This window comes from Aeromonas sp. TW 6 (genome assembly GCF_013168745.1).
Lineage (GTDB): Bacteria > Pseudomonadota > Gammaproteobacteria > Enterobacterales > Aeromonadaceae > Aeromonas > Aeromonas caviae.
Genome location: NZ_JABERS010000061.1, coordinates 1 through 22,108, shown reverse-complemented (window position 1 = coordinate 22,108; position 22,108 = coordinate 1). Strand labels below are relative to the sequence as shown.

Annotated in this window: 19 protein-coding genes and 1 pseudogene; 13 read left to right on the top strand and 7 right to left on the bottom strand. The window is 61.7% G+C overall.

Annotated features, from left to right (window positions below; all coding sequences use genetic code 11):
* The 4 genes and pseudogenes from HKD46_RS19445 to omp38 form a co-directional block, all read right to left on the bottom strand.
* Positions 1 to 798, bottom strand: a pseudogene (locus HKD46_RS19445) (IS4-like element ISAeme15 family transposase); the annotation flags it as partial.
* 141 nt (positions 799 to 939) lie between these two features.
* Positions 940 to 2,130 (bottom strand): amino acid aminotransferase, encoded by a 1,191-nt coding sequence (locus tag HKD46_RS19440; RefSeq protein WP_049636851.1) that lies wholly within the window; start codon positions 2,128 to 2,130, stop codon positions 940 to 942.
* Positions 2,131 to 2,265: 135 nt separating this feature from the next.
* A complete protein-coding gene (locus HKD46_RS19435; RefSeq protein ID WP_049636850.1) occupies positions 2,266 to 3,207 on the bottom strand; it encodes a hypothetical protein in 942 nt (313 codons plus the stop codon).
* A 195-nt stretch (positions 3,208 to 3,402) separates the two neighbouring features.
* A complete protein-coding gene (gene omp38 / locus HKD46_RS19430; protein ID WP_043153864.1) occupies positions 3,403 to 4,452 on the bottom strand; it encodes a porin Omp38 in 1,050 nt (349 codons plus the stop codon).
* Positions 4,453 to 4,834: 382 nt separating this feature from the next.
* Between omp38 and dinG the strand changes: the two genes are divergently transcribed.
* From dinG to HKD46_RS19415, 3 genes are all read left to right on the top strand, one after another.
* Positions 4,835 to 6,907 carry an ATP-dependent DNA helicase DinG gene (gene dinG, locus HKD46_RS19425; RefSeq protein WP_171865827.1) on the top strand — a complete coding sequence of 691 codons (2,073 nt, stop codon included), beginning with the start codon at positions 4,835 to 4,837 and terminating at the stop codon, positions 6,905 to 6,907.
* A gap of 213 nt (positions 6,908 to 7,120) precedes the next feature.
* The gene (locus HKD46_RS19420; protein ID WP_171865826.1) at positions 7,121 to 7,780 is read left to right on the top strand and encodes a DUF2057 domain-containing protein; all 660 of its coding nucleotides are present in this window, start codon (positions 7,121 to 7,123) and stop codon (positions 7,778 to 7,780) included.
* 70 nt (positions 7,781 to 7,850) lie between these two features.
* Positions 7,851 to 8,747, top strand: coding sequence for a histone deacetylase (locus HKD46_RS19415; protein ID WP_171865825.1), 897 nt, complete (start codon positions 7,851 to 7,853; stop codon positions 8,745 to 8,747).
* Between the two features lie 89 nt (positions 8,748 to 8,836).
* On the opposite strand, the gene HKD46_RS19410 is transcribed toward HKD46_RS19415, so the two are convergent.
* Together HKD46_RS19410 and ylqF are read right to left on the bottom strand one after the other, a co-directional pair.
* A complete protein-coding gene (locus tag HKD46_RS19410; protein ID WP_111896756.1) occupies positions 8,837 to 9,985 on the bottom strand; it encodes an MFS transporter in 1,149 nt (382 codons plus the stop codon).
* A 301-nt stretch (positions 9,986 to 10,286) separates the two neighbouring features.
* Positions 10,287 to 11,237: a ribosome biogenesis GTPase YlqF gene (gene ylqF / locus HKD46_RS19405; protein ID WP_041214888.1), complete on the bottom strand. Its 951-nt coding sequence runs from the start codon at positions 11,235 to 11,237 to the stop codon at positions 10,287 to 10,289.
* Positions 11,238 to 11,578: 341 nt separating this feature from the next.
* On the opposite strand from ylqF, the gene HKD46_RS19400 reads away from it, so the two are divergent.
* The 5 genes from HKD46_RS19400 to rnk all read left to right on the top strand — a co-directional run bounded on the left by HKD46_RS19400 (position 11,579) and on the right by rnk (position 16,541).
* Positions 11,579 to 12,970, top strand: coding sequence for an alkaline phosphatase (locus HKD46_RS19400; protein WP_029314748.1), 1,392 nt, complete (start codon positions 11,579 to 11,581; stop codon positions 12,968 to 12,970).
* 24 nt (positions 12,971 to 12,994) lie between these two features.
* Entirely contained in the window at positions 12,995 to 14,362 is a 1,368-nt protein-coding gene (locus tag HKD46_RS19395; protein WP_171865824.1) for an alkaline phosphatase, read from the top strand.
* A 50-nt stretch (positions 14,363 to 14,412) separates the two neighbouring features.
* A complete protein-coding gene (locus HKD46_RS19390) occupies positions 14,413 to 15,096 on the top strand; it encodes a hypothetical protein (RefSeq protein ID WP_045524237.1) in 684 nt (227 codons plus the stop codon).
* An 81-nt stretch (positions 15,097 to 15,177) separates the two neighbouring features.
* On the top strand, positions 15,178 to 15,912 hold the full coding sequence (locus tag HKD46_RS19385; protein ID WP_171865823.1) for an ABC transporter substrate-binding protein: 735 nt from the start codon (positions 15,178 to 15,180) through the stop codon (positions 15,910 to 15,912).
* A 233-nt stretch (positions 15,913 to 16,145) separates the two neighbouring features.
* Positions 16,146 to 16,541 carry a nucleoside diphosphate kinase regulator gene (gene rnk, locus HKD46_RS19380; RefSeq protein ID WP_010675253.1) on the top strand — a complete coding sequence of 132 codons (396 nt, stop codon included), beginning with the start codon at positions 16,146 to 16,148 and terminating at the stop codon, positions 16,539 to 16,541.
* A 108-nt stretch (positions 16,542 to 16,649) separates the two neighbouring features.
* Here the strand turns inward: rnk and HKD46_RS19375 are convergent, their stop codons facing one another.
* Positions 16,650 to 17,777 (bottom strand): GGDEF domain-containing protein, encoded by a 1,128-nt coding sequence (locus HKD46_RS19375; protein ID WP_171865822.1) that lies wholly within the window; start codon positions 17,775 to 17,777, stop codon positions 16,650 to 16,652.
* Positions 17,778 to 18,238: 461 nt separating this feature from the next.
* Between HKD46_RS19375 and HKD46_RS19370 the strand changes: the two genes are divergently transcribed.
* The 5 genes from HKD46_RS19370 (at position 18,239) to HKD46_RS19355 (ending at position 21,949) form a co-directional block, all read left to right on the top strand.
* Complete coding sequence (locus HKD46_RS19370; protein ID WP_010675255.1) at positions 18,239 to 19,027, top strand: transporter substrate-binding domain-containing protein; 789 nt, start codon at positions 18,239 to 18,241, stop codon at positions 19,025 to 19,027.
* A gap of 99 nt (positions 19,028 to 19,126) precedes the next feature.
* Entirely contained in the window at positions 19,127 to 20,071 is a 945-nt protein-coding gene (locus tag HKD46_RS19365) for an amino acid ABC transporter permease (RefSeq protein WP_041201654.1), read from the top strand.
* Positions 20,055 to 20,177: a hypothetical protein gene (locus HKD46_RS21525; RefSeq protein WP_258555843.1), complete on the top strand. Its 123-nt coding sequence runs from the start codon at positions 20,055 to 20,057 to the stop codon at positions 20,175 to 20,177. Before HKD46_RS19365 ends, HKD46_RS21525 begins: the two co-directional genes overlap by 17 nt.
* Positions 20,161 to 20,904, top strand: a complete 744-nt coding sequence (locus HKD46_RS19360; RefSeq protein WP_010675257.1) for an amino acid ABC transporter ATP-binding protein — start codon at positions 20,161 to 20,163, stop codon at positions 20,902 to 20,904. Before HKD46_RS21525 ends, HKD46_RS19360 begins: the two co-directional genes overlap by 17 nt.
* Positions 20,905 to 21,109: 205 nt before the next feature.
* On the top strand, positions 21,110 to 21,949 hold the full coding sequence (locus tag HKD46_RS19355) for a sterol desaturase family protein (protein WP_171865828.1): 840 nt from the start codon (positions 21,110 to 21,112) through the stop codon (positions 21,947 to 21,949).
* Positions 21,950 to 22,108: the final 159 nt, after the last annotated feature.

Below are 22,108 nucleotides of genomic sequence, written 5' to 3'. Positions count from 1 at the left end.
AGCCTGAGGCGAGACCGTCATTTGCAACAGACGGTCACCGTCGCCATAGCGCTCAAGTTCCGTGTATACCAGCCCCTTGCGTTCCGGGATGAGCCAGTGACGGTCGGTGTCTTCGGCCTGAATACGCAGCAACAGGTCGGCACCGAAGAAGCCTTTATCCAGCAGGGTCACTGACTTGTCCGGCAATGAGTGAATGAACTCGCTGGCCAGGGGGATTTCCCCTTTGCGGTACGGGCTGATGGCCGCGTTGGCAATGACATGCGAGCGGACATTCATGAGCGTGACCAACCGCAGCATCGGGTAGGGTGTCTGCCGGTTGGTTGAGGTGTTACCCGAGCCGAAATGTGCTCTGAGTTCAGGCATATCCTGGGTTCGGAACAGGGCCCCATCGATGGCAAAGACCTGTAAACCGTGCCAATGGTCTTCAGGATAACGTTCCCGCCCCCACACATCGGCGCACTGTTTGAACAGCCACTCGAGCGGCTGTTTGCCGAGTCGCTGACGAGCCTGAGACAGGGCACTGTCCGCGAGCAAGGCATCATTGGCCAACCCTTCTGCACAGATGTTGAGGCGCCGAGCGACCTCGGAGATAGGCTCATTGCGGAAAAAGGCCATCCCCACGACGAGCCACAAGACCATATCAGAAGGTAAGCGGCGTCGGCGGATAGTGGCCTTTTCAGACAAGGCGGCAGCGGCAGTAATCCATTCGTCGGGAATATGGTCGGCAAAAATGGCCAGCCGAGCCAGCATGTCGCCAGATGCCTCAACAACATCGTTCAGATCGTTTGCAATAGACATAAAAAATCCGGAACCAGTGATTGGTTCCGGATTGTCCTACAGCAGAAGGATCGGTCAATGGATCCTTAACTGATCAGCATTGCGCCGATACGGCGGGCTTTTTATGGCTGAAGCAAGGCGCTGGGCGCAGATGCGTCTCTCTTACAACACCTTGGCGATGGCATCGCAGAGGGGATCAATGTTGGCGCGGGTGATACCGGCCACGCTGATCCGGCCGGAGCCGACGATATAGATGGCGAATTCGCTCTTGAGGCGCTCCACCTGATCCTTGGAGAGACCGGAGAAGGAGAACATGCCGTTCTGTTCGCGGATGAAGCTGAAATCCTGGTTCACCCCCCGCTCGGCCAGCTTCTCCACCAGCAGCTCGCGCATCTCGCGAATGCGCACCCGCATGGCGGCCACTTCTTCCACCCACTCCGCATAGAGGGCCGGGTCGCTCACCACGGTGGTGACAACGGCAGCGCCGTGTGACGGCGGGTTGGAGTAGTTGGCACGAATGACGGTCTTCACCTGGGTGAAGGCGACGTCGGCCACCGCCTTGGTCGCGCAGACCAGGGTGAAGGCGCCGACCCGCTCGTTGTAGAGGCCGAAGTTCTTGGAGAAGGAGCTCGCCACCAGCAGCTCGTCGTGGCACTCGGCGAAGATGCGAAGGCCTTCGGCATCCTCTTCGATGCCCCGGGCGAAGCCTTGATAGGCAAAGTCAAACAGCGGCAACCAGCCGGCGGCAGCACTCTGCCTGGCCAGTGCGCGCCACTGTTCGGCAGTGGGGTCGATACCGGTCGGGTTGTGGCAGCAGCCGTGCAGCAGCACCAGATCCCCCGCCTGCGCGTCAGACAGCGAGGCCTGCATGGCGGCAAAGTCGAGTCCCTTGGTGGCGGCGTCGTAGTACTTGTACCACTTGACGGTCAAACCGGCCGCCTGGAACACGCTGACGTGGTTCGCCCAGGTGGGATCGGAGATCCAGATGGTCTTGGCGAGATTGTTGCGTACCACGAACTCGGCGGCGATACGCAGGGCACCGGTACCGCCCGGCGCCTGCGCCGTCTTGGCGCGGCCGCTGGTCACTAGGGCGGCATCACGGCCGAACAGCAGTTGCTGCACGATGCGGCCGTATTCGATATTGCCTTCGATACCGAGGTAGTTCTTGGTCTTCTCGTCGGTCAAGAGCTTCTGCTCGGCTTGCTTGACGCAGTGAAGGATAGGAGTGGCACCGGTCTCATCCTTGTAAATACCGACCCCCAGATTGATCTTGTGGCTGCGAGTGTCGGCACGGAAGGCTTCGGTCAGGCCCAGGATCGGATCCGCTGGGGCGGCAACAACCTTTTCAAACATGGTATTCCCTGTAGTCCGTTGAGTTCGTTGGCTGGCAAAGTAGGTTGGCAAACAAAAGCGCCCGTCCAGGGAGCGCTTCGTCAGCTCTTTATACCACTGCCTTCCATAGGGGAAAACCGCTTTCTCGGCGCCGCCTCAACCAATCCCGTGCCAATCCGGTGCCAGGGCACACACCTCGACCGACAGACCCCGATTCGACTCCACCAGATCATTGCACTGCGCCAGCAGCGCACGGGGGATACGGCTCGGCTCCCAGGGCCGACCATCCCCCAGGGGAGCCCCGTAAGCCGCCTTGATGGGCACCAGATCCCGGGGCAACCACCAGCTCGCCGGTCTCCCCAACCGCTGGGCCAATGCCAGTACTCTGTCGACCCCGGCCGGATCCAGGGCGGTGAGGTGGCTCCAGAGGGTCTGGGGCGGCAAGGCAGCGATCAGGGGCTCCAGCGTGCCGGGATCCTCGGCGGGATACCAGACCAGCAGGGCGTCGGCGGGCAGTGGCAACTCGGCGAAAGCGCCGACGGCATCGGTTGTGATCACCCGCTGTATCTCCCCCTCTCCCCAGAGGATCTTGCCAAGCTGCGCCAGGGTGCGGGCTGGCAGCGCCACCTCCCCCAGGGTCTGGAGCCAGGGGGCGGCATCCAGCAGGGTGCCGCCGCTGAGAAACAGGCTGAACGGCCGTGCGGCCCGCAGACGAAGGGGCAGATCAGTGCAAAGCCGGATCCCCTTGTCTTCGAAGTCGATCTGCTCGATGGGGCTGAAATGACCCTCCCCCTTGCGATACAGGGCCGCCAGCACCCGCTCGTTGACCCTCTCCCCCAGTTGCCAGCCGTGGGATTGTAGCCACTCCTCGGGTTCCGGCGGGGCACTGGCCATCTTCGCCAGCATCAGCTCCCGGGTCAGATAGCGGTGCCCGGCAGGGGTGAGCTCATAGTGGTGATTGCCAAGGGCCAGCAGCAACTGGTTGTCCCGAAGCATGCCGATGAGCGGCTGCCATTGACGACCGCGAACAGCCTGGGGGCCGCCGCTCAGCAACTGCTGTGCCAGCGTGCGCCACTCGGGGTGGGTGAAATCGATCAAAGGCATCCTTCCCTGTCGGCCAATCTGCTTCAACAAATTGAATAATCTAGCGATTTACCAGAGGAGAACCAAGGGGGCAAGGAAGACAACGTGATATGGCGCAGGGCCAGAGGACGAAAAGTAGTGAAGGGGCCAAAAAACAGAACGGCCAAGCAAGCTTGGCCGTTCATCAACTAAATCAGCGCAGAGGCTAGATTAGAAGTTGTATTGCAGGGCAACAGTGAACTCGTCGTCCATCTTGTCGATACCCTGGATTTTGTACTCGGTGTAGGCTTTCAGCTTGGAAGTGAAAGCGTACTGTACGCCCAGCAGGGTTTCGTCAACCATGTCTTCGTAGGAAGAACCAGCAGTGTTGTCCTTGCCTTCCTTGAAGTTGTAACCAGCCAGGAAGGTCCAGGCATCAACGTTATAGGAAGCAGCCAGCTCGTAGCCACGACCTTCACCCTTGTAGCCAGTGGTGTCGTTCTTCAGATCGCCTTCGGTGTAAACACCAGCGAAGTAGAAGCCGTTGATGGCGTAGTGTGCGCCCAGAGCCCACTCGGACTTCTCACCAGTGTTGGTATTGGTGGTGCTCTCGAGGTCGGAGTAAGCATAACCGGCGTTCAGGCCCAGACCGAAGTCAAAGTCGTAACCGGCGGCAGCTGCGTAACCGTAGTTGCGCTTGATGCCAGGGAATTCGGTAGTGAAGGAGTTACCACCAACATCAGCCACTTTGACGGCTTCATTGTCATTGGTCTGGTAGGACAGTTTGCCCTTGAAGCCACCGAAGCTGTTGGAGTAGATGATCTGGCCTTCTTGACGACCGTCGTAGAAGTTACCGTAGCTGCCCCACTCGTTGAAGATATCGGTTGCTTCCAGCACGTCGTAGAACGCGGTGTCGGTCTGGCCGAAGATGATCTTGCCGTACTGGGTGCCATCAAAACCAGCATAGATATGACGAGACTTAAATTTGGAGTCGTCAGAGTTTTCGGCAGCTACTTGCCACTCGGTCTTGGCGATAGCGGACCAGGTGTTGTTCAGCGCAACTTTACCGGACCAACCCAGACGGGAGGTACCGATCAGCTCTGCATCACCCTGTGTATCAGCTTGAGTGAGAGGATTGGGGTTATCACTGTCACCGTAGTAGTTAGCCTGAACACGGCCGTAGATATCAAAAGAGGTGCCGTCTTTGTCGTAAACGACAGCAGCGTTGGCTGCGGATGCGAACAGAGCCGGGATAGCAATAGCCAGAATTGTCTTTTTCATAGTTTCCAATGCCTACTGTAATTAAACACTAAGTCCTTGTTATTCCCTGTGTTAGCGATGTTCTTTGCATCACTATGCCGCCGAGACTATCACCGGGTTTTCGAATCCGCAATGAAAAAACTTGGAACTTTTTATGAAAACCATAGTCACAGGGAAAAATTTGTGAGCTGAATCTCACAATGTTTGCCCCATCAGGGAAAACGTTTACAGCGATACTCTCTGCCTGAATCCCTCTTTTTTGGTGGTTTATTGCAACCCCCTGTTCCCTCATAACATATGTGCAAAGCCGGGGCTGACCCGACTGCTTCTCCCCTGCCTCGACCCGGGCCGCCTGTTGCGGGTATCCTGTTGCCATCCACACCGACACGGCCACACCTTCTTTATGCTATCGACTCGCCTCAAAGCCACCATCCGCAATACCTATCGCCAGATTGCCGATGGTTTACCCGGTTTTGTGCCGCGCAAGGAGCAGAATTTCCTGGTTGCCGAAATCGCCAAGACCCTGACGGGAGAATATGACAGGAGTCGCCGCATCCTGGTGGCCGAGGCAGGCACCGGCATCGGCAAGTCCCTCTCCTATGCCCAGGGGGCCATCCCAGTGGCACGGCTGACCCAGAAGAAGCTGGTGATCTCCACCGCCACCGTGGCCCTGCAGGAGCAGCTCATCCACAAGGATCTCCCCTTTTATCACCGTCACAGCGAGCTGCCGTTTCGTTTCATGCTGGTCAAGGGGCGCCAGCGCTACTGCTGCGAGCACCTGCTGGAGCAGGCGGCAAACAGCAGCGAGATGGCCAATTTCGAACTCGACTTCGGCGCATTGAGCAAACACAAGCCATCGGATGCTGACAAGGCGTGCTACCAGGGGCTGTGGCAGGCCTACACCGAAGGCAAGTGGGACGGGGATCGGGACAACTGGCCCAAACCCATTCCAGACCCTTGCTGGGATCGCATCGCAGCCGACCGCCACACCTGCAACAAGGCCCTGAGCCACCATCAGCACTGCCCCTTCCATCGGGCCCGCAACGACATGGACGCAGCAGACGTGCTGGTGGTCAACCACGCCCTGCTGCTCTCCGACCTCACCATGGGGGGCGGCATCATATTGCCGCCGCCGGACGAGTGCATCTATGTGCTGGACGAAGCCCATCACCTGCCCACCATCGCCCGGGATCACGGCGCCGCCAGCGCCAGCATCAAGGGATCCCGCCGCTGGCTGGAAAAGCTGGTGCAAAGCGCGGGCAAGCTGGCCAGGACGCTGAACAAGGAGAGCCTGCTCGACCCCCAGCTCAAACTGCAGGATGCCCTGGCCTCTCTCCAGCCGGATCTCAAGGCCCTCGAGCAGTGGCTCGCCAGCAATGATCACCTCTTTGGCGGCGAGCCCCACCACAGATTCGCCGATGGGGTGCTGCCGGATCCCCTGCCCATGCTGGCGGAAAACCTCAAGGAGGCGAGCAAGAAGGCACTGAGGGCGCTGGACAGAATGCAGGGGGCCATCGGCGAGGCGCTCAAGGATGGCGACATCCGTCGCAAGGAGGCCGAGCCTCTGCTGGCGGAGAGCGGTTTTCACTTGCAACGGCTCGAGAGCTTCTGCGCCCTCTGGGAGATGCTGAGCCGCCATGTTCCCACCGGCAAGACCCCCCTCGCCCGCTGGATGGCCAGAAGCGAGGACGGGGACATCTGGCTGCACGCCTCCCCCATCGAGGTGGGGTATCTGCTGGAGGAGTGGCTCTGGTCCCGCTGTCTCGGGGCCGTGCTGGTGTCGGCGACCCTCACCGCCCTCTCCTCCTTCAGTTATTTTCGCCACCAGGTGGGGCTCAAGGAGCATGACGGCACCCGCTATCTGCGGCTGCGCTCCCCCTTCGACTACCACAAGGCCGAACTCTATCTGCCCAAGATGGCCCATGAACCCAGTGCCCCCGCCTTCACCCAGGAGTTGATCGATACCCTGCCCCGCCTGCTGGCAGGCAAGGAGGCCAGCCTGGTGCTCTTCTCCTCCTATCGCCAGATGAACGAGGTGGCGGTGGGGCTGCGGGCCAAGGGGATGTCGCTCCTGGTACAGGGGGAAGCGTCCCGCAGCGCCCTGCTCCTCCTGCACAAACAGAAGTGCGACGGCGGCCAGGCCAGCATCCTCTTTGGCACCGGCAGCTTCTCGGAAGGGCTGGATCTGCCCGGCCACTACCTCACCAACCTGGTGATCACCAAGCTCCCCTTCGCGGTGCCCAACTCCCCCGTGGAAGAGGCGACCGCCGAGTGGATAGAGCAGCGCGGCGGCAACCCCTTCCTGCAACTGACGGTGCCGGAAGCGTCGCGCAAGCTCATCCAGGCCTGTGGCCGCCTCATCCGAAAAGAGGCGGATCGGGGGCGGGTCACCATCCTGGACCGGCGCCTGCTGACCAAGCGCTACGGCAAGGGGCTGCTGGACGCCCTCCCCCCCTTCACCCGACGCATCGAGTGACACGGCTGACGCCCGCCATGCGCTCCCCTGACCCTCATGTCAGGAGGGGGCAGGAAGATAGAAGAGCACGCTGCCCGCAGGACTCGGGGCAGCGGGATCCACACCCCGCACACCGGAAGGCGCCATAAACGGCTATTGCCGCTGTGGGGCAAACCTGTAAAAATGACCTCCTATTTTTCAGTGGGCAATTGCCTGACTGTTCAAGGAGATGAAATGAAACTGACTGTTCTGGTACCGGCCCTGGCTGGTCTGTTGTGGGCAGGTAGCGCCCTGGCCGCTAGCCAACTGGAAATACAGAATCCCTACGTGATGCAGTTGCTCGATGGTGAGTCCATCAATCCCAAGCTGCTCGACAAGACCAGCACCTTCTCCCTGGAGCCCGGCAAACACCAGGTCGTGGTCGCCTTCGAGGGCAACTACTCCAGCCGCAGCGAGATCAAGCTGGTCACCGCCGAGCCCCTGGTGATCAACTTCACCGCCGCCGACAACCAGCAACTCTTCCTCGACTTCAAGAAGCCCCGTAAGGAAGAGGAAGCCAGACTCTTTATCAAGGATCAAAACGTCGTTCTCAGAGACAAGGTCAGCGGTCAGGTAGTGGAGAGCGAGCAGTTCGTCATGCCGACCGTGGGTGGCTTCCAGCTGACCCGCGACTATCAGCAGGAGCTGCTGAAGATGGGCAAGGCCTTCAACCAGCCCAAGACCGTCGCCATCTCCAGCGCCGCCGTGATGGCCGCCGCCAGCGCACCGGCCGAAGTGGCCCCGAGCAAGGCCATGAGCAACCCGGAAGCCCTGACCCAGCTGCAGAGCTGGTACAACAAGGCCGATGCGGAGACCCGCAAAGCCTTCCAGATCTGGGTGATCCAGCAGCAGTAAGGCGCATCGCACGCCTGCATCGAGGGGAGCCTGGCTCCCCTTTTTCATACCCGTTCATGGCCGATGCTTCATGTCACTGCGCATCTTCTATCACCCCCACTACTCCGCCCTGACACTGCCCGAGCGTCACCGCTTCCCCCTGGCCAAGTACCAGGCGCTGTTTGAACGCCTCGTCGCCCTCGACTATCCGCTGGCACAGGCCACCCCTGCCAGCCGTGAGCAGATAGAGAAGGTGCACGATGCGGCCTATGTACAGGCCGCCCTCGCCGGCACCCTCGATGAAGGGGCCATTCGCCGGCTCGGCTTTCCCTGGTCTCCCCTGCTGATTGAACGTACCCTGCACTCGGTCGGCGCCACCCTGGCCGCCAGCCGCCACGCCCTTGCGCAGGGCTGCGGACTGCAGATCTCCGGCGGCTACCACCACGCCCACCGGGGGTTTGGCAGCGGCTTCTGCCTCTTCAACGATCTGGTGATCGCGGCGCGAACCTGCCTGGACGAGGGACTCTGCGAGCGGGTACTGATCGTGGATCTCGATGTCCATCAGGGAGATGGCAGCGCCGCCCTGTGCACGGGCAGCCGTGACATCATCACCCTCTCCCTGCACGGGGAACACAACTTCCCCCGCCACAAGCCGGCCTCCCATCTGGACTTTCCCCTGCCAAGCGGCATGGAGGACGACGCCTATCTCGAGACCCTGGACCAGGCCCTCGCCCTGGCTCATCGCCTCTACGCCCCCGACTTCATCCTCTATCAGGCCGGGGTGGATGTGCACCGGGACGACGAGCTGGGCTACCTCTCCCTGAGCGACTCCGGCGTGCGCCAGCGCGATGCCATGGTCTTTGACTCTGCGCTTCGCCACGGGCTGCCCATCACCGCCGTACCGGGAGGGGGTTACCGGCGAGACTGGCAGCAGTTGATCCCGCTGCACCTCTCGCTCTTTGAAGTAGCAAGGCACCGGTTTGGTTGAGCGGCACCACCCGGCCCATGACGAAAAAGAGGCGACCCTTGGGTCGCCTCTTCTATATCAGTGCACAGGGATGATGACGCCGTCTGCCCTCAGGCATGGGCCATTGGCGTCGGGTGCTCGCCCATCTTGCGCAGCAGCATCAGCAGATAGACCAGGGAGACCCCGGCAATCACCATGAACAGCAAATGATCCGAGTAGTGCTGCATCAGGAGCGCCGTCAGGGTGGGCCCGAGCAGGCTGCCGATGGTGTAGCTCAGCAGCAGCGCCTGGTTCATGGCCACCAGTTGATGCTGCTCCACCTTCTCGCAGGCCCAGGCCATGGCCACCGGGTAGAGCGTGAAGCCCGCGGCCCCCAGAATGAACAGCGTCGGTCCCATGGCCGCGTTGCCGAGCATCGCCATGGCCCCCAGGATCACCACCAGCACCTGTACCCGCAGCACCGGCAGGCGCCCGAAACGATCAGCCAGACGCCCCACCGGCCATTGCCCCAGGATGCCTGCGCTCACCATCACCGCCATCCAGTAGCCGATGGCCCCGTCGCTCACCCCCTGGTGGTTCAGATAGAGCGGCATCAGACCATAAAGCACCCCCAGCACGATGCCGGAGAGGATGCAGCCGTTCACCCCCAGACGCGCCTGACGCATGCGCAGCATCGGCCAGACCGGAGTCCTGGCCTGGTGGTTCCCTGACGGACTGGCGATGCGGGTGAACAAGAGCGGCAGCATGGCCGCCAACACCAGGGCGGTCAGCCAGGGCAGCACCGCCATCAGCGACGTCGGCACCTTGCTCACCAGCAGTTGCCCAAGCACAGTGCCCACGTAATAGACCATCATGTAGGCAGCCAGCAGGCGACCCCGATTGCGGGCGTTGCCGCTGCACATCAGCGCGCTCTCCACCACCACCCAGATCATGGCGCAGCCGACCCCGGCGATGAATCGCCAGGCGAGCCAGCTCCAGAACGCCAGGGTAATGCCGAGCCCGACGCAGCCTGCGGCAAAGAGCGCACTGGCCAGGTAGTAACTGCGATTGAAGCCGCAGCGGGCGATGAGTCTGCCCGCCAGCAGGGTTCCCAGCAGGTTGCCGGTGAAATAGGAGGAGCCGACCATGCCGACCTGCCAGGTGGGCAGATGCTCATGGGCGAGCCAGAGCGGAACCAGGGTATTCAATACCGCGATGGCCAGGGTCAGCAACAGCAGGCCACAGAGCAGGAGCAGCACAGGGCGGGAGTATGTGGTCATGGATAGAACCGTGGGGAGAGGCAAAATGCGAGCGCATCATGCCACCGCCTGTGCCTTTGTCAATCGGCACTGAGGCCGGGTCGCAAGGTTTTTCTGCCCACCGTGATGGCAACGCGGCAAGGCCCTCCCCTGACGGGAGCCTCATCCCCTTGATTGGCCGACACCTTGGTCATGGAAAGGAGAAGCGGGCGGTTGAATATCGACCCTGTGCCTCCCTCACGCCAGAGCGCCATGACCAGAAGAGGCGACCCAGGGCCGCCTCTTCTTGTTATCAAGCACAACCTATCGTGCACAACGCCGGTCAGCGCTGGCGCTTCTTGGCGTACTTGCGACGAGCCCGGGCCTGGCGCTCCTCTTCCCGCTCCGCCTTCTCCCTGGCTTTCTGCTCAGCCTCGGCCTGGGCTTCCACTATCTCGACGCTCACCATCTCTGGCGTCTCCAGGGAGATCCGCCCCAGCATGCCGGACCGGAATTCATTGACCAGGATTTCCGAGGCCTTGTGCAGATCCGCAAGCCCCCCCTTGCGCATGAAGCCGCGCTGACGGGCAATGAGATCCAGCAGCTCGATCTCGGTCTCCGGCAGCTCGCTCAGCTGGTAGCGTGCCTTGATGCGCTCCGGATAGGCCTTGATGAAGTAGTCGGCGGCAAACATGGCGATGTCGGCGTAATCGAAGACGGTATCCTTGATGGCCGCCGTGATCGCCAGTCGATAACCGCAGGAGGGCGGGTTGAGCTTGGGCCACAGGAAGCCAGGGGTGTCCGTCAGGATGACGTGGTTGTCGAGCTTGATCCGCTGCTGGGACTTGGTCACCCCCGCCTCGTTGCCGGTCTTGGCGATGATCCGCCCCGCCAGGGTGTTGATCAGGGTGGACTTGCCCACGTTGGGGATGCCCATGATCATGGCGCGCACCCCGCGCAGCTCGAAGTTGCGCTCCGGCAGCATCTCGTGGCACAGGGTCAGCAGTTGCTTGATCATCGTAGGCTCCTGCTGGGTCAGGGGCAGTGCCTTGATCCCCTTCTCCTGCTCCATGTGGGCCACCCACAGCTCGGTGATCTCGGGGTCGGCAAGGTCTGCCTTGTTGAGCACCTTGATCACCGGCGTCTCCCCGCGCAGCTCCGGCACCAGGGGGTTCTCGCTGGAGAAGGGGATGCGGGCGTCGAGCATCTCGATGATGACATCGACCTGGGGCATGACCTCTGCAATCTCTTTGCGGGCCTTGTGCATGTGGCCGGGGAACCAGTTGATGGACATATCCGTTACTCTCTCATTGGCATGCGGTCCCCTCTCGGGGCTGCGGGCGCTCGGGGTTGCGGGTGCGTGGTGATGCGCCAGACCGCTGGCACTCATCGCAAGGGGGCGCATTTTACCTGCTGCGGCCCCGATTTGACAGGCTATTCTGGCCGGGTGTTGTCACCCGGGTGGCCGGATGCCCGCCACGCCACCGGGAGGTGAGTGGCAGAACACAATCAACATAACCCATTGATATAAGATAACATTTACAAGGCGCTTTCACCGCATTGTCATCTCTCTTCACTAAAAGTGTCATCTGCCCCCTCTAGGCTGCGCTCAGGTTTCACAAGGAGCGAACCCCAATGAGAAAGATGGCAGGACTTGCAGTGATGATAGGCGCCGCCCTGGCCGCCGGCTGCAACTCCAACAACGACAGCAACACCCCGGAACCCAGCGCCAAGAACGTGATCTTCTTCCTCGGCGACGGCATGGGTCTCAACACCCTCACCGCCTCCCGGATCTATGGCGTCGGCGAAGAGGGCAGCCTCACCATCGACACCCTGCCGGAAACGGCCTTCATCAAGACCTTCTCCCACGATGCTCAGGTGACCGACTCGGCCCCCTCCATGGCGGCCTACATGACCGGGGTCAAGAGCAACAACGGCGTCATCAGCATGGACAGCGACGCCACCCAGGAGAGCGATTGCAGCCAGAGCGGCGGCAAAGCGGTGACCACCCTGCTGGAGCTGGCCAAGGCCGATGGCCGTGGCACCGGCGTGGTCACCACCACCCGGGTCACCCACGCCACCCCGGCCGCCACCTATGCCCATATCTGCAACCGGGATCTGGAGGCTGATATCGCCGTCCAGATGGTGCCGGGAGGCAGCGGTTACAACAGCGCCCTGAAGGAGGGGCTGGATGTGGTGCTCGGGGGCGGCAGCGGCTTCTTCCTGCCCAGCGCCGACAAGGGCAAGCGGGAGGACGGTCGCAACCTCATCGACGAGATGAAGGCGAAGGGCTATCAGTTTGCCGCCACCCTGGACGAGCTGAACCAGGCCGATGCGAGCAAGCCGCTGCTGGGCCTGTTTGGCTCAAGCCACATGAAATATGACTTGGACCGACCCGCCAGCGAGCCGTCACTGGCCCAGATGACCCTGGCTGCCATCAAGCAGCTCAAGGGCAAAGAGAAGGGCTACTTCCTGATGGTGGAAGGGGGGCGCATCGATCACGCCCTGCACGACACCAACGCCAAGCGTGCCCTGCAGGATACCCTCGCCTTCGACAACGCCATCCAGGCCGCCATCAATGAAGTGAAGAAAACCGATCCCGAGCTGAAAAACACCCTGATCGTGGTCACCGCCGACCATGACCACACGCTAGTCCTGAATGGTTATGCCAAGCGCACCGGCAAGACCACGGCAGGCAATGCGGGCGTGCTCGGGCTGGTGAAGAACTACGAGACCGGCGAGCCGAGCAAGGATAGCGATGGCATGCCCTACACCATCATCGGCTTTGGCAACGGCTACAACCGGGTGGACGGCCCGCGCAGCAGCGTGGCGGCCCTCGACGACGCCACCGCCTCCGCCGACGACTATCACCAGGAGGTGGTGGTCAAGGTGGGCGAGATAGGCAACGAGACCCACGGCGGTACCGATGTTTTCCTCGGCGCCATCGGCCAGGGGGCGGAGCGCTTCCACGGCTCTCTCGACAACACCGCCGTGTTCGGCAAGATCAAGGCTGCGGCCAAGCTGTAAGGGATTATCAGGATGAACATCACCATGAAAAAGACGCTGGTCTGCACCGCCCTGCTCGGCACGCTTGGCGGCCTCTCCCAGGCGCACGCCGCCGATGCCAAGAACGTCATCCTCTTTATCGGAGACGGCATGGGCCCCACCGTGCTCACCGCCACCCGCCTGTTCAAGGTGGGGGAAGAGGGGGATCTCGAGATGATGAAACTGCCCCAGAGCGCGCGCATCAAGACCTTCTCCCACGATGCCCAGACCACGGACTCCGCCCCCTCCATGGCGGCCTACACCACCGGCGTCAAGATGAACAACGAGGTGATCGCCATGAGCAGCGACACCAGGGCAGTGGCACCGTCCAAGGATGCCAACGGCAACAAGGGCATCAACAACTGCACCAGCGACAACGGGAGCCCGGTGCCCACCCTTCTCGAGCTGGCCAAGGCGGCGGGCAAGTCGGTGGGGGCCGTCACGACCACTGAGCTCACCCATGCCACCCCGGCGGCGACCTATTCCCATATCTGCCACCGGGATGCGGCCTACGCCATCGCCGAGCAGGCGGTACCAGGCGGAGCCGGCTTCAACCAGGCGCTGGGGGATGGGGTCGATGTGCTGATGGGGGGCGGCGCCAACCACTGGACGCCCTACAGTGCCAGCAACAAGGGCGGCCGGGCCGACGGCCGGGATCTCACCGCCGAGCTGACCGCCCGGGGCTACCGCTATGTCACCACCAAGGATGAGCTCTCTGCCGTCAACTCGGGCAAGGTGCTGGGGCTGTTCAGCACCAAGTCCCACCTCGACTACGAACTGGACCGCGTCGCCAAGGGGGCGGCCAGTACCCAGCCGTCCCTCTCCGAGATGACCGCCAAGGCGATCGATCTGCTCAGCCAGAACAGCCAGGGCTACTTCCTGATGGTGGAGGGGGGGCGTATCGACCACGCCCTGCATGCCACCAACGCCAAGCGATCGCTGACCGATGCGGTGGCGCTGGACGAGGCGGTCAAGACGGCCCTCGGCAAAGTGGATTTGAGCGATACCCTGATCGTGGTCACCGCCGACCACGATCACACCATGACCATCAACGGCTATTCCGCCAAGGGCAACAAGGTGCTGGATCTGGTCAAGAACGCCGATGGCTCGACCCAGAACGACGCGGACGGCAAGCCGTTCACTACTCTGGTATTCGGCAACGGCCCCAACCGCCAGGACCAGCGCCCCACCCTTACCAGCGATGAGGTGATGGCGGATGACTACCTGCAGGAAACCGGAGTCAAGCTCGGCTCCGAGACTCACGGCGGCGGCGATGTGATGCTGTTCGCGGGCGGCGCAGGCAGCAGCCAGTTCAAGGGCACCCTCGACAACACCCGGGTGTTCGGCAAGCTCAGGGAGGCCCTCGGCCTGTGATAAAGGTGCCCGGCACCGCGCCGGGCACCTTTTCCGTCGAGCGAGAGACGATGATGAAATATCTGCTTTCTTTATGGCTGCTGGGCAGCGCCCTCTCCTTCCCCCTCCTGGCCGACGAGGTGCCCGATCTGGCCGCCCGCATCCGCTACGTGGACAGGGTGACCGGCAGCGACGGCATCACCCGGGAGAGCCAGTGGCAGGAGAAGTGGCTGCGGGTCGGTGACCAGGTGTGGAGCCAGCGGCTCATTCCCGTTCCCCTGGCCCGTGCCTATCACGCCACCCATGATGCCCGCCCCGGCCACAAACACTTCACTCACCAGATGGCGGCACGCTGGGTCACCCGCAGCGAGGGAGACGCACTCCAGTTGCGCTACGCCGATGCCTGGCACAACCAGCTGGTGGAGGTACCGCAGGAGGAGTACGGCCAGGTGGCCTTCAAGCCGGAGTGGGCGCGGATCCGCCACCTCATCAACCCTGCCCTGTTAGAGGGAATGACACCGCTGGATGAGGCCGCCCCCGACCAGGCGAACTGGTATGAGACCCGTGAAGGTCGCCAGCGTACCCGCATCCTCTGGTCGAGCCGCTGGCAGTTGCCCCTGGTGGTGGAGTCGGCAAGCCTCGACGGTTATCGCAGCTACCGGATGGAGGTGACGCTCAAGCCGCTGCCAAAGACCCTCCCCTGGCAGCAACTGGCACGGTACCAGACCCTGGATCTGCGGGATTTCTTCGACTGATCCCCCCAGGCGGCAATCGCCTGGCTGACATGGCGTAACGGGATGTTACACTCTCTGTACTCATCCCGGATCCGAACATCCATGCGCCTTGTTACTCTGCTTCTGCTGCTCTCCCCTCTGATCGTCTGCGCCTTTTCGGCCCGTGCCGTGGTCGTCGTGGCCGCAGACATTCCCCCCTATGTGATCCGCGCCCAGCAGGGTGCGCCGAGCGGCATGGCCATCGAGGTGCTGGAGGAGGCTGCCCGCCGCCTCGGGGAACCGCTCGAGATCGAGTTGATGCCGCTGGCTCGCGCCCTCAGCCAGGCCAGCCACCGCCCGGATGTCCTGTTGTTGCCCCCGGCCCGAAATCCCCACCGCGAACCACTGTTTCTCTGGATTGCCCCCCTGCTGGAGGAGGCCTTCGTGCTGGTCAGCCATCGCCGTCACCATCCAGCGCCGCTCTCCATGAAGACACTGCCAGGCCTCACCGTTGGCGTGATGCGTGGCTCCCATAGCCAGAGCCTGATCCAGCCGCTGACAGGGGTGACCCGGGAGCTGGTCACCGAGGAGGTCAGCAACGCCAGCAAGCTGGCGCGCGGCCGCATCCAGGCCTGGGCGGTGGCCTGGAACACCGCCCGTTACAACCAGCAGCGGGCGGGTCTGCCGCTACCGGATCTGGTGCGGGGCGAGACCTTGCAGCAGAGCACCCTCTACCTGGCCGCCAGTCCCCGCTTCTCCCGCAGCGAGGCGCTGCGCTGGCGCCGGGTCATTCAGGAAATGAGGGAAGATGGCAGTCTCGCGCGCATCCTGCACCAGTACGATTACCAGGCTCCCTGATGAGAAAGTCAGCCCAATTGCCAAACCACCCCAGAATGGTTATGGTATCTCCATGAAAGCAATCATGATTTTTTCCAGTACGCTCACACCCCGCTGAGCCCCCGCCCTCGCCCCGCTGCGCGAGTCGCTCGGGGGCATCGCTTTTGCTGTCTGCTTTTTACCCTTGCACCGTTTTTTGTCGACCAGTCTGCCCGTCATCCTGGTCCCTTCAGTCATTGATAAGGAAATACCCTATGAAACAGCCTCATCTCGTCATCTCCAGCCTGGATCTGGATCGCATCGAACAGCTGCTTGGCAACCACCCCCAGCACCTTGCCCTGCAAGAGGAGCTGGATCGCGCCGAGATCCGCGAACCCGCCGACATGCCGCCGGACGTGGTGACCATGAACAGCACGGTGCGCTTCAAGATGCAAAACAGCGGCAACGACTTCTGCCTGACGCTGGTCTATCCGAAGGATGTGCAGGGGGACGAATCGAAGATCTCCGTGCTGGCGCCAGTGGGCAGCGCCCTGCTGGGGCTCAAGGTGGGTGACAGCATCGCCTGGCCGGGGCCGGCCGGTCGCACCATCCAGGTGGAGATCCTGGAAGTGGTCTATCAGCCGGAACGCGCGGGGGAGTTGCACCGCTGACAGGCTGCCAGGCTGCCATTCAGGTCTGATGCGACCAGGTGGCTGACTCGGTATGCCTTTGTCCGGTCGGAGCCGACGGCCACCGGCCGGGCATGATCTGACGGGGGATCAGGCCCCCTGACAGATCCGGTTCTTGCCCTCCCGCTTGGCCTGATAGAGAGCGCGATCGGCCTGGCTGAACAGGGTGTCAAAGTGCCATTCACGGGCGCTGGGCACCCACCCCAGGCTGGCCGTCACCCGGACCCCCTTCAGCCCCAGCGTTTCTATCCCCTGGCGGATCTGCTCGCAGCGCGCCTGCTGGGCCAGGGGGGCCCACTCGGGCAACAGCAGCACAAACTCTTCCCCGCCGAAGCGGCTGGCCACCAGATCCCGCTGGCCGGCAAGATAGCGACCCACCGCCTCCAGCACCCTGTCCCCGGTCTCGTGACCGTGGCGATCGTTGATCTGCTTGAAGTCGTCGAGATCCAGCACCACCAGCGCCCCCTGCCTTGCCATCGTCACGCAGTGGTCCATGAAGCCGCGCCGGTTCAGGAGGCCGGTCAGGGAATCCTGGCTGGCCTGTCGACGCAGGGCCAGGGCCCGGTACTGGGTACAGAGCAGAAGCACCCCGAAGGTCGACAGATAGTTGCCCATCAGCATGGAGAGGAAGGGGAGCACATTGACCGCATGCTGATCCATCAGGACCCGCACCTCGCCGCCGAGCAGGGCCCCCATGCGCACCAGATTGAAACCGTAGAGCAGGATGTTGACCACGGTGAACACCAGCACCGCAGGCAGATAGTCAGGGTAGCCATGGCGCCAGATGAGCCAGACAATCACCGCCCCCACCATCATGTAGCTCAGGCAGGCCAGCAGCACCCGGGGGGCCATCTTGTCGTTGAAGATGACGCTCCAGCAGAGGATCAGCAGATAGACCAGCATGAAGAGGGTGAATGCCCGCCAGTTTGGCGGCTCCCCGAAGAAGCGCTGGATGGCGAGTGGCATCAGGGCGAGGCAGAAGGTGATGAGCAGGTTGGCCAGCCAGATCCCCGCGATATGGGGGGAAAATGCCTGCATGAAGAAGAGCGATTGCGCCGCCAGGGCACAGAGGCTGGACCACCACCAGAGCCCGAGACCGGGTATTTCCCTGTGGGTCCACCAGATGATGGAGAGGGTGATGAATCCCAGGCTGTAGCCCCCGAGGGCCATCAACATCAGGGTAAATACGTCCAGATTGAGCAGAATTGAGGCGTCCATTCCCGAACCTTCCAATGGGGATGGCTGAGTATATGGGAAGCCCATGACAAGACACAGAGGGAGCCTATGGGCCGGGCAAAAATATTTGACCGGCTCGCACGCCTCATTCCCCGTGAAGCGTGCCGGACAACGCCCTGTCTGTGCCCGGATTTTCCACCGAGACGGCAGCCGGATATTTTGCACTTGAACCGGCGCCATTAGATAGATATGTTGTTTTCATGTGGTTTTATGAGTCACCACGAGGGATAAAAGTCTCCATAACTTATTGAGTCTTCTGGCACAAACAGGTTTTGGTACATTTTTCATCCAACGAACCATTCATAGAATCTCATATGGGGCTTTTGCCCCGACCAAGACAATAATCCTGTCTTGCCTGCTGCCGGATGCAGCAGTCTCTTGTGCCATGGAGTCGCACGGGAGCAGGTTCAAGGCCGACCACATTTACGACAGAGACGTCATTTATGATCAAAAAACTCATTCTTTCTACCCTGCTGCTGTGCGGGCTGGCCAACGCCGCGCCCACTTCCACCCTGGATGCCGTACTGGAGCGCGGTGTGCTGCGGGTCGGCTTCGATGCCGGCTATCAACCCTTCGAGATGACCAACAAGCAGGGCCAGTACATCGGCTTTGACGTGGATCTCGCCAAGATGGTCGCCAAGGAGATGGGCGTGAAGGTGGAGTTCGTCAACACCGCCTGGGACGGCATCATCCCCGCGCTCTTGACCGACAAGTTCGACGTCATCATGGGCGGCATGACCGTCACTCCCCAGCGCAACCTGCGCGTGAACTTTGCCGATCCCTACATCGTCGTCGGCCAGACCATCGTGCTTCGCAAGGACAAGGCGGGCGAAATCAAATCTTTCCAGGACCTCAACGATCCCAAATACAAGATCGCGGTCAAACTCGGCACCACCGGCGAGCAAGCGGTCAAGCGCATGATCCCCAAGGCCACCCTGCTGCAGTTTGAAACCCAGGATGACGCCAAGCTGGAAGTGATCAACGGCAAGGTGGATGCCTTCGTCTACGACCTGCCCTACAACGCCATCTTCGCGTCCCAGAACCAGGGCGCCGTGGTGCACCTCGACAAGCCGTTCACCTTCGAACCGCTGGCCTGGGCCATCCGCAAGGGGGATCAGGACACCCTCAACTGGTTCAACAACTACCTGCGCCAGATCAAGGGCGACGGCAGCTACGACCGTCTCTACAAGAAGTGGTTTGAATCCACCGCCTGGCTGAACCAGCTCAAATAACCTCTCAAAGGGGCGGCATGCCGCCCCTTCACGCAGACTCCCCACACGATAACGACAAAAGAGGTTGTGACAGTGATCAACCCCAAACTCACAAGACAGATGGAAAAACAGCCCAATCAGCTGCTCTGGCACGGGATCTTCCTGCTGCTGGTGCTGGCCGCCATTTTCGGCATCTACAAGGCCGTGCAGGCAGTGGATTACACCTGGCGATGGGAACGCATTCCCCAGTACATCGCCTATCAGGCAGAACAGAAACACTATGCCGAGTTTGACGGCACCGTGGTCGCGGACAAGGGACAGCTCTTCCTGCAAGACGATCTCGACCCCAGCCGCCGTCAGGCCATCGCTCCCAAGGGCTCCCAGCTGGCTGAAGGGGATACCGTCTTCCTCGGCGATACCCTGGATGTGCAACTGAGCTGGACCGCTGGCCCCATCGCCTGGGGCGTCTGGGTCACGGTCAAGCTCTCCCTGGTGGCAGGCATCTTCGCCATCCTGCTTGGCACCCTGGCCGGGCTCGCCCGCCTCTCCCCCAATCCGGCCCTGCGCAACCTGGCCGTGACCTATGTGGAGCTCATCCGTGGCACCCCGTTGCTGGTGCAGATCTTCATCGTCTATTTCTTTATCGGCACCGTGCTGAACCTCGACCGATTCACCGCTGGTGTGGCGGCGCTCGCGGTCTTCACCGGCGCCTACGTGGCGGAAATCGTGCGCGCCGGCATCAGCTCCATTCACAAGGGGCAGATGGAAGCGGGCAGAAGCCTTGGCATGACCTCGGCCCAGACCATGCGCTACGTCATCCTGCCCCAGGCCTTCAAACGGGTGCTGCCACCGCTCGCGGGTCAGTTCATCAACCTCATCAAGGACTCCTCTCTGGTCTCCGTCATCTCCATCACGGATCTCACCAAGGCGGGGCGCGAAGTGGTCAGCTCCACCTTCAGCCCGTTCGAGGTGTGGTTCACCGTGGCTCTGCTCTATCTGGTGCTGACCGGCACTCTCTCCTTTCTGGTGCGTCGTCTGGAGGTGAAATATGCGCGCAGCAACTGATCCCGTTATCAAGGCGCCATCGGTGTCGAAATGTTCTGCCATCACCGGCACTCCCTGCCCCTTCCCGGTGCGTCGTCTGGAGGTGAACTATGCGCGCTGCAACTGATCCCATCATCAAGGCGACCGGTGTAGAGAAGTTCTACGGCACCGAGGTGCACGCCCTGAAAAACGTCAGCACCCAGGTGGCCGAAGGGGAAGTGGTGGTGATCGTGGGGCCGAGCGGCTCGGGCAAGTCGACCTTCCTGCGCACCCTCAACCAGCTGGAAACCATCAACGATGGCAATATCGTGGTCGACGGCATCAGCCTCACCGAACCCGGGGATGTCAACAAGCTGCGGGAAGAGGTGGGCATGGTGTTCCAGTCCTTCAATCTCTTCCCTCACCTGACGGTGCTGGACAACATCACCCTGGCCCCCCAGAAGGTGAGAGGGCTCTCTCGCCAGGAGGCTGAGGAGCGGGCCAAGGCCCTGCTGCTCAAGGTCGGTCTCTCCAACAAGGCCCAGAGCTACCCCTCCCAGCTCTCCGGCGGCCAGCAGCAGCGGGTGGCCATCGCCCGGGCGCTCGCCATGCAGCCGCGCATCATGCTGTTTGACGAGCCCACCAGCGCCCTCGACCCCGAAATGGTGGGAGAGGTGCTGGACGTCATGAAGGGGTTGGCCCGCGAAGGGATGACCATGGTGGTGGTGACTCACGAGATGGGCTTTGCCCGGGAAGTGGCGGACAGGGTGCTCTTCATGGAGAGCGGCGAGCTGCTGGTGGACGAGAAACCCGCCGACTTCTTCGACAATCCACCCTCCCCGCGCCTGCGCCAGTTCCTGAGCCAGGTGCTATAACCCGCGATGCACCAACACGAAGAGGGAGCCCATGGCTCCCTCTTCTATGCTTGCCTTCTTCACTCCCCCAGATCATCTCCCTGGTGCATTCCTTTTCGCAGCCTTTTGCCATCGGGTTGTCACCACGCCAACGAGCAAGGATGTTAATGAAATTTTAAATTCATCCGGTATGCTGACATCCAACTGGTCCAACCGGATGGCTCACATGGATGTGCAACTGCTCCTGCTCTACCTCTCGCCCCTCTTTCTGGTCTTCATCGGCTGGGAGATGTTCTACCTGCGAAAACACGGCGCCGCCTATCCCACAGCGGGCTACCAGTGGAAGGATCTCTTCGCCAATGCCACCCTGGCACTGATGCATCAGGGGGGCGATGCCCTGGCAGCCATTGCCATCGCCTATCTCTATGACACCCTCTGGGGCTGGCGACTATTCGATATCGAACTGAACCTCTGGAGCCTCTTGCTGCTCTTTCTGTTGCAGGATCTCTGCTACTGGCTGTTCCACTTCGCAAGCCACCATGTGCGCTGGCTCTGGGCCTCCCACGTGGTGCACCACAGCTCGGAGCGGCTCAACCTCTCCACCGCCTTTCGCCAGAGCCTGATGTACCCGGTCTCCGGCATGTGGCTGTTCTGGATCCCCATGATCCTCATCGGCTTCCCCCCCGAGGCGGTGGTGGCCACCGTGCTCTTGAGCCTGGGTTTTCAGTTCTTCGTCCACACCCAGGTGGTGGGCAAGCTCGGTTGGCTGGAGTGGATCTTCAACACTCCCTCCCACCACAGGGTGCACCACGCCAGCAACCCCAAATATATCGATCGCAACTTCGCCGGGGTGCTCATCATCTGGGATCGGCTGTTCGGCACCTTCGTGGAGGAAGACCCCGCCGAGCCGTGCCGCTTCGGCATCACCAAGCCCATCTACAGCTTCAACCCCCTCACCCTCACCTTCCACGAGTGGCGCGACATGCTGCAAGAGGCCCGGGGCCTCCCCTGGCGGCAAAAGCTCGCCGTGCTGTTTGGCAAACCGGCGGGCCCCACCAGCGGTTGACCCACCGACCAGAATAAAAAAAGAGCGCCCAGGGGCTAATGCCAGTCAGTTAAGCCTGACTGGCATTGTTTTTACTAGGTTTTCTCGTCGCATACTTCTGTGGTTTGGCTTTGATGCACCTTGGGTAACTTCGTTCTCGGCGGGCGGGTAACTTGAACT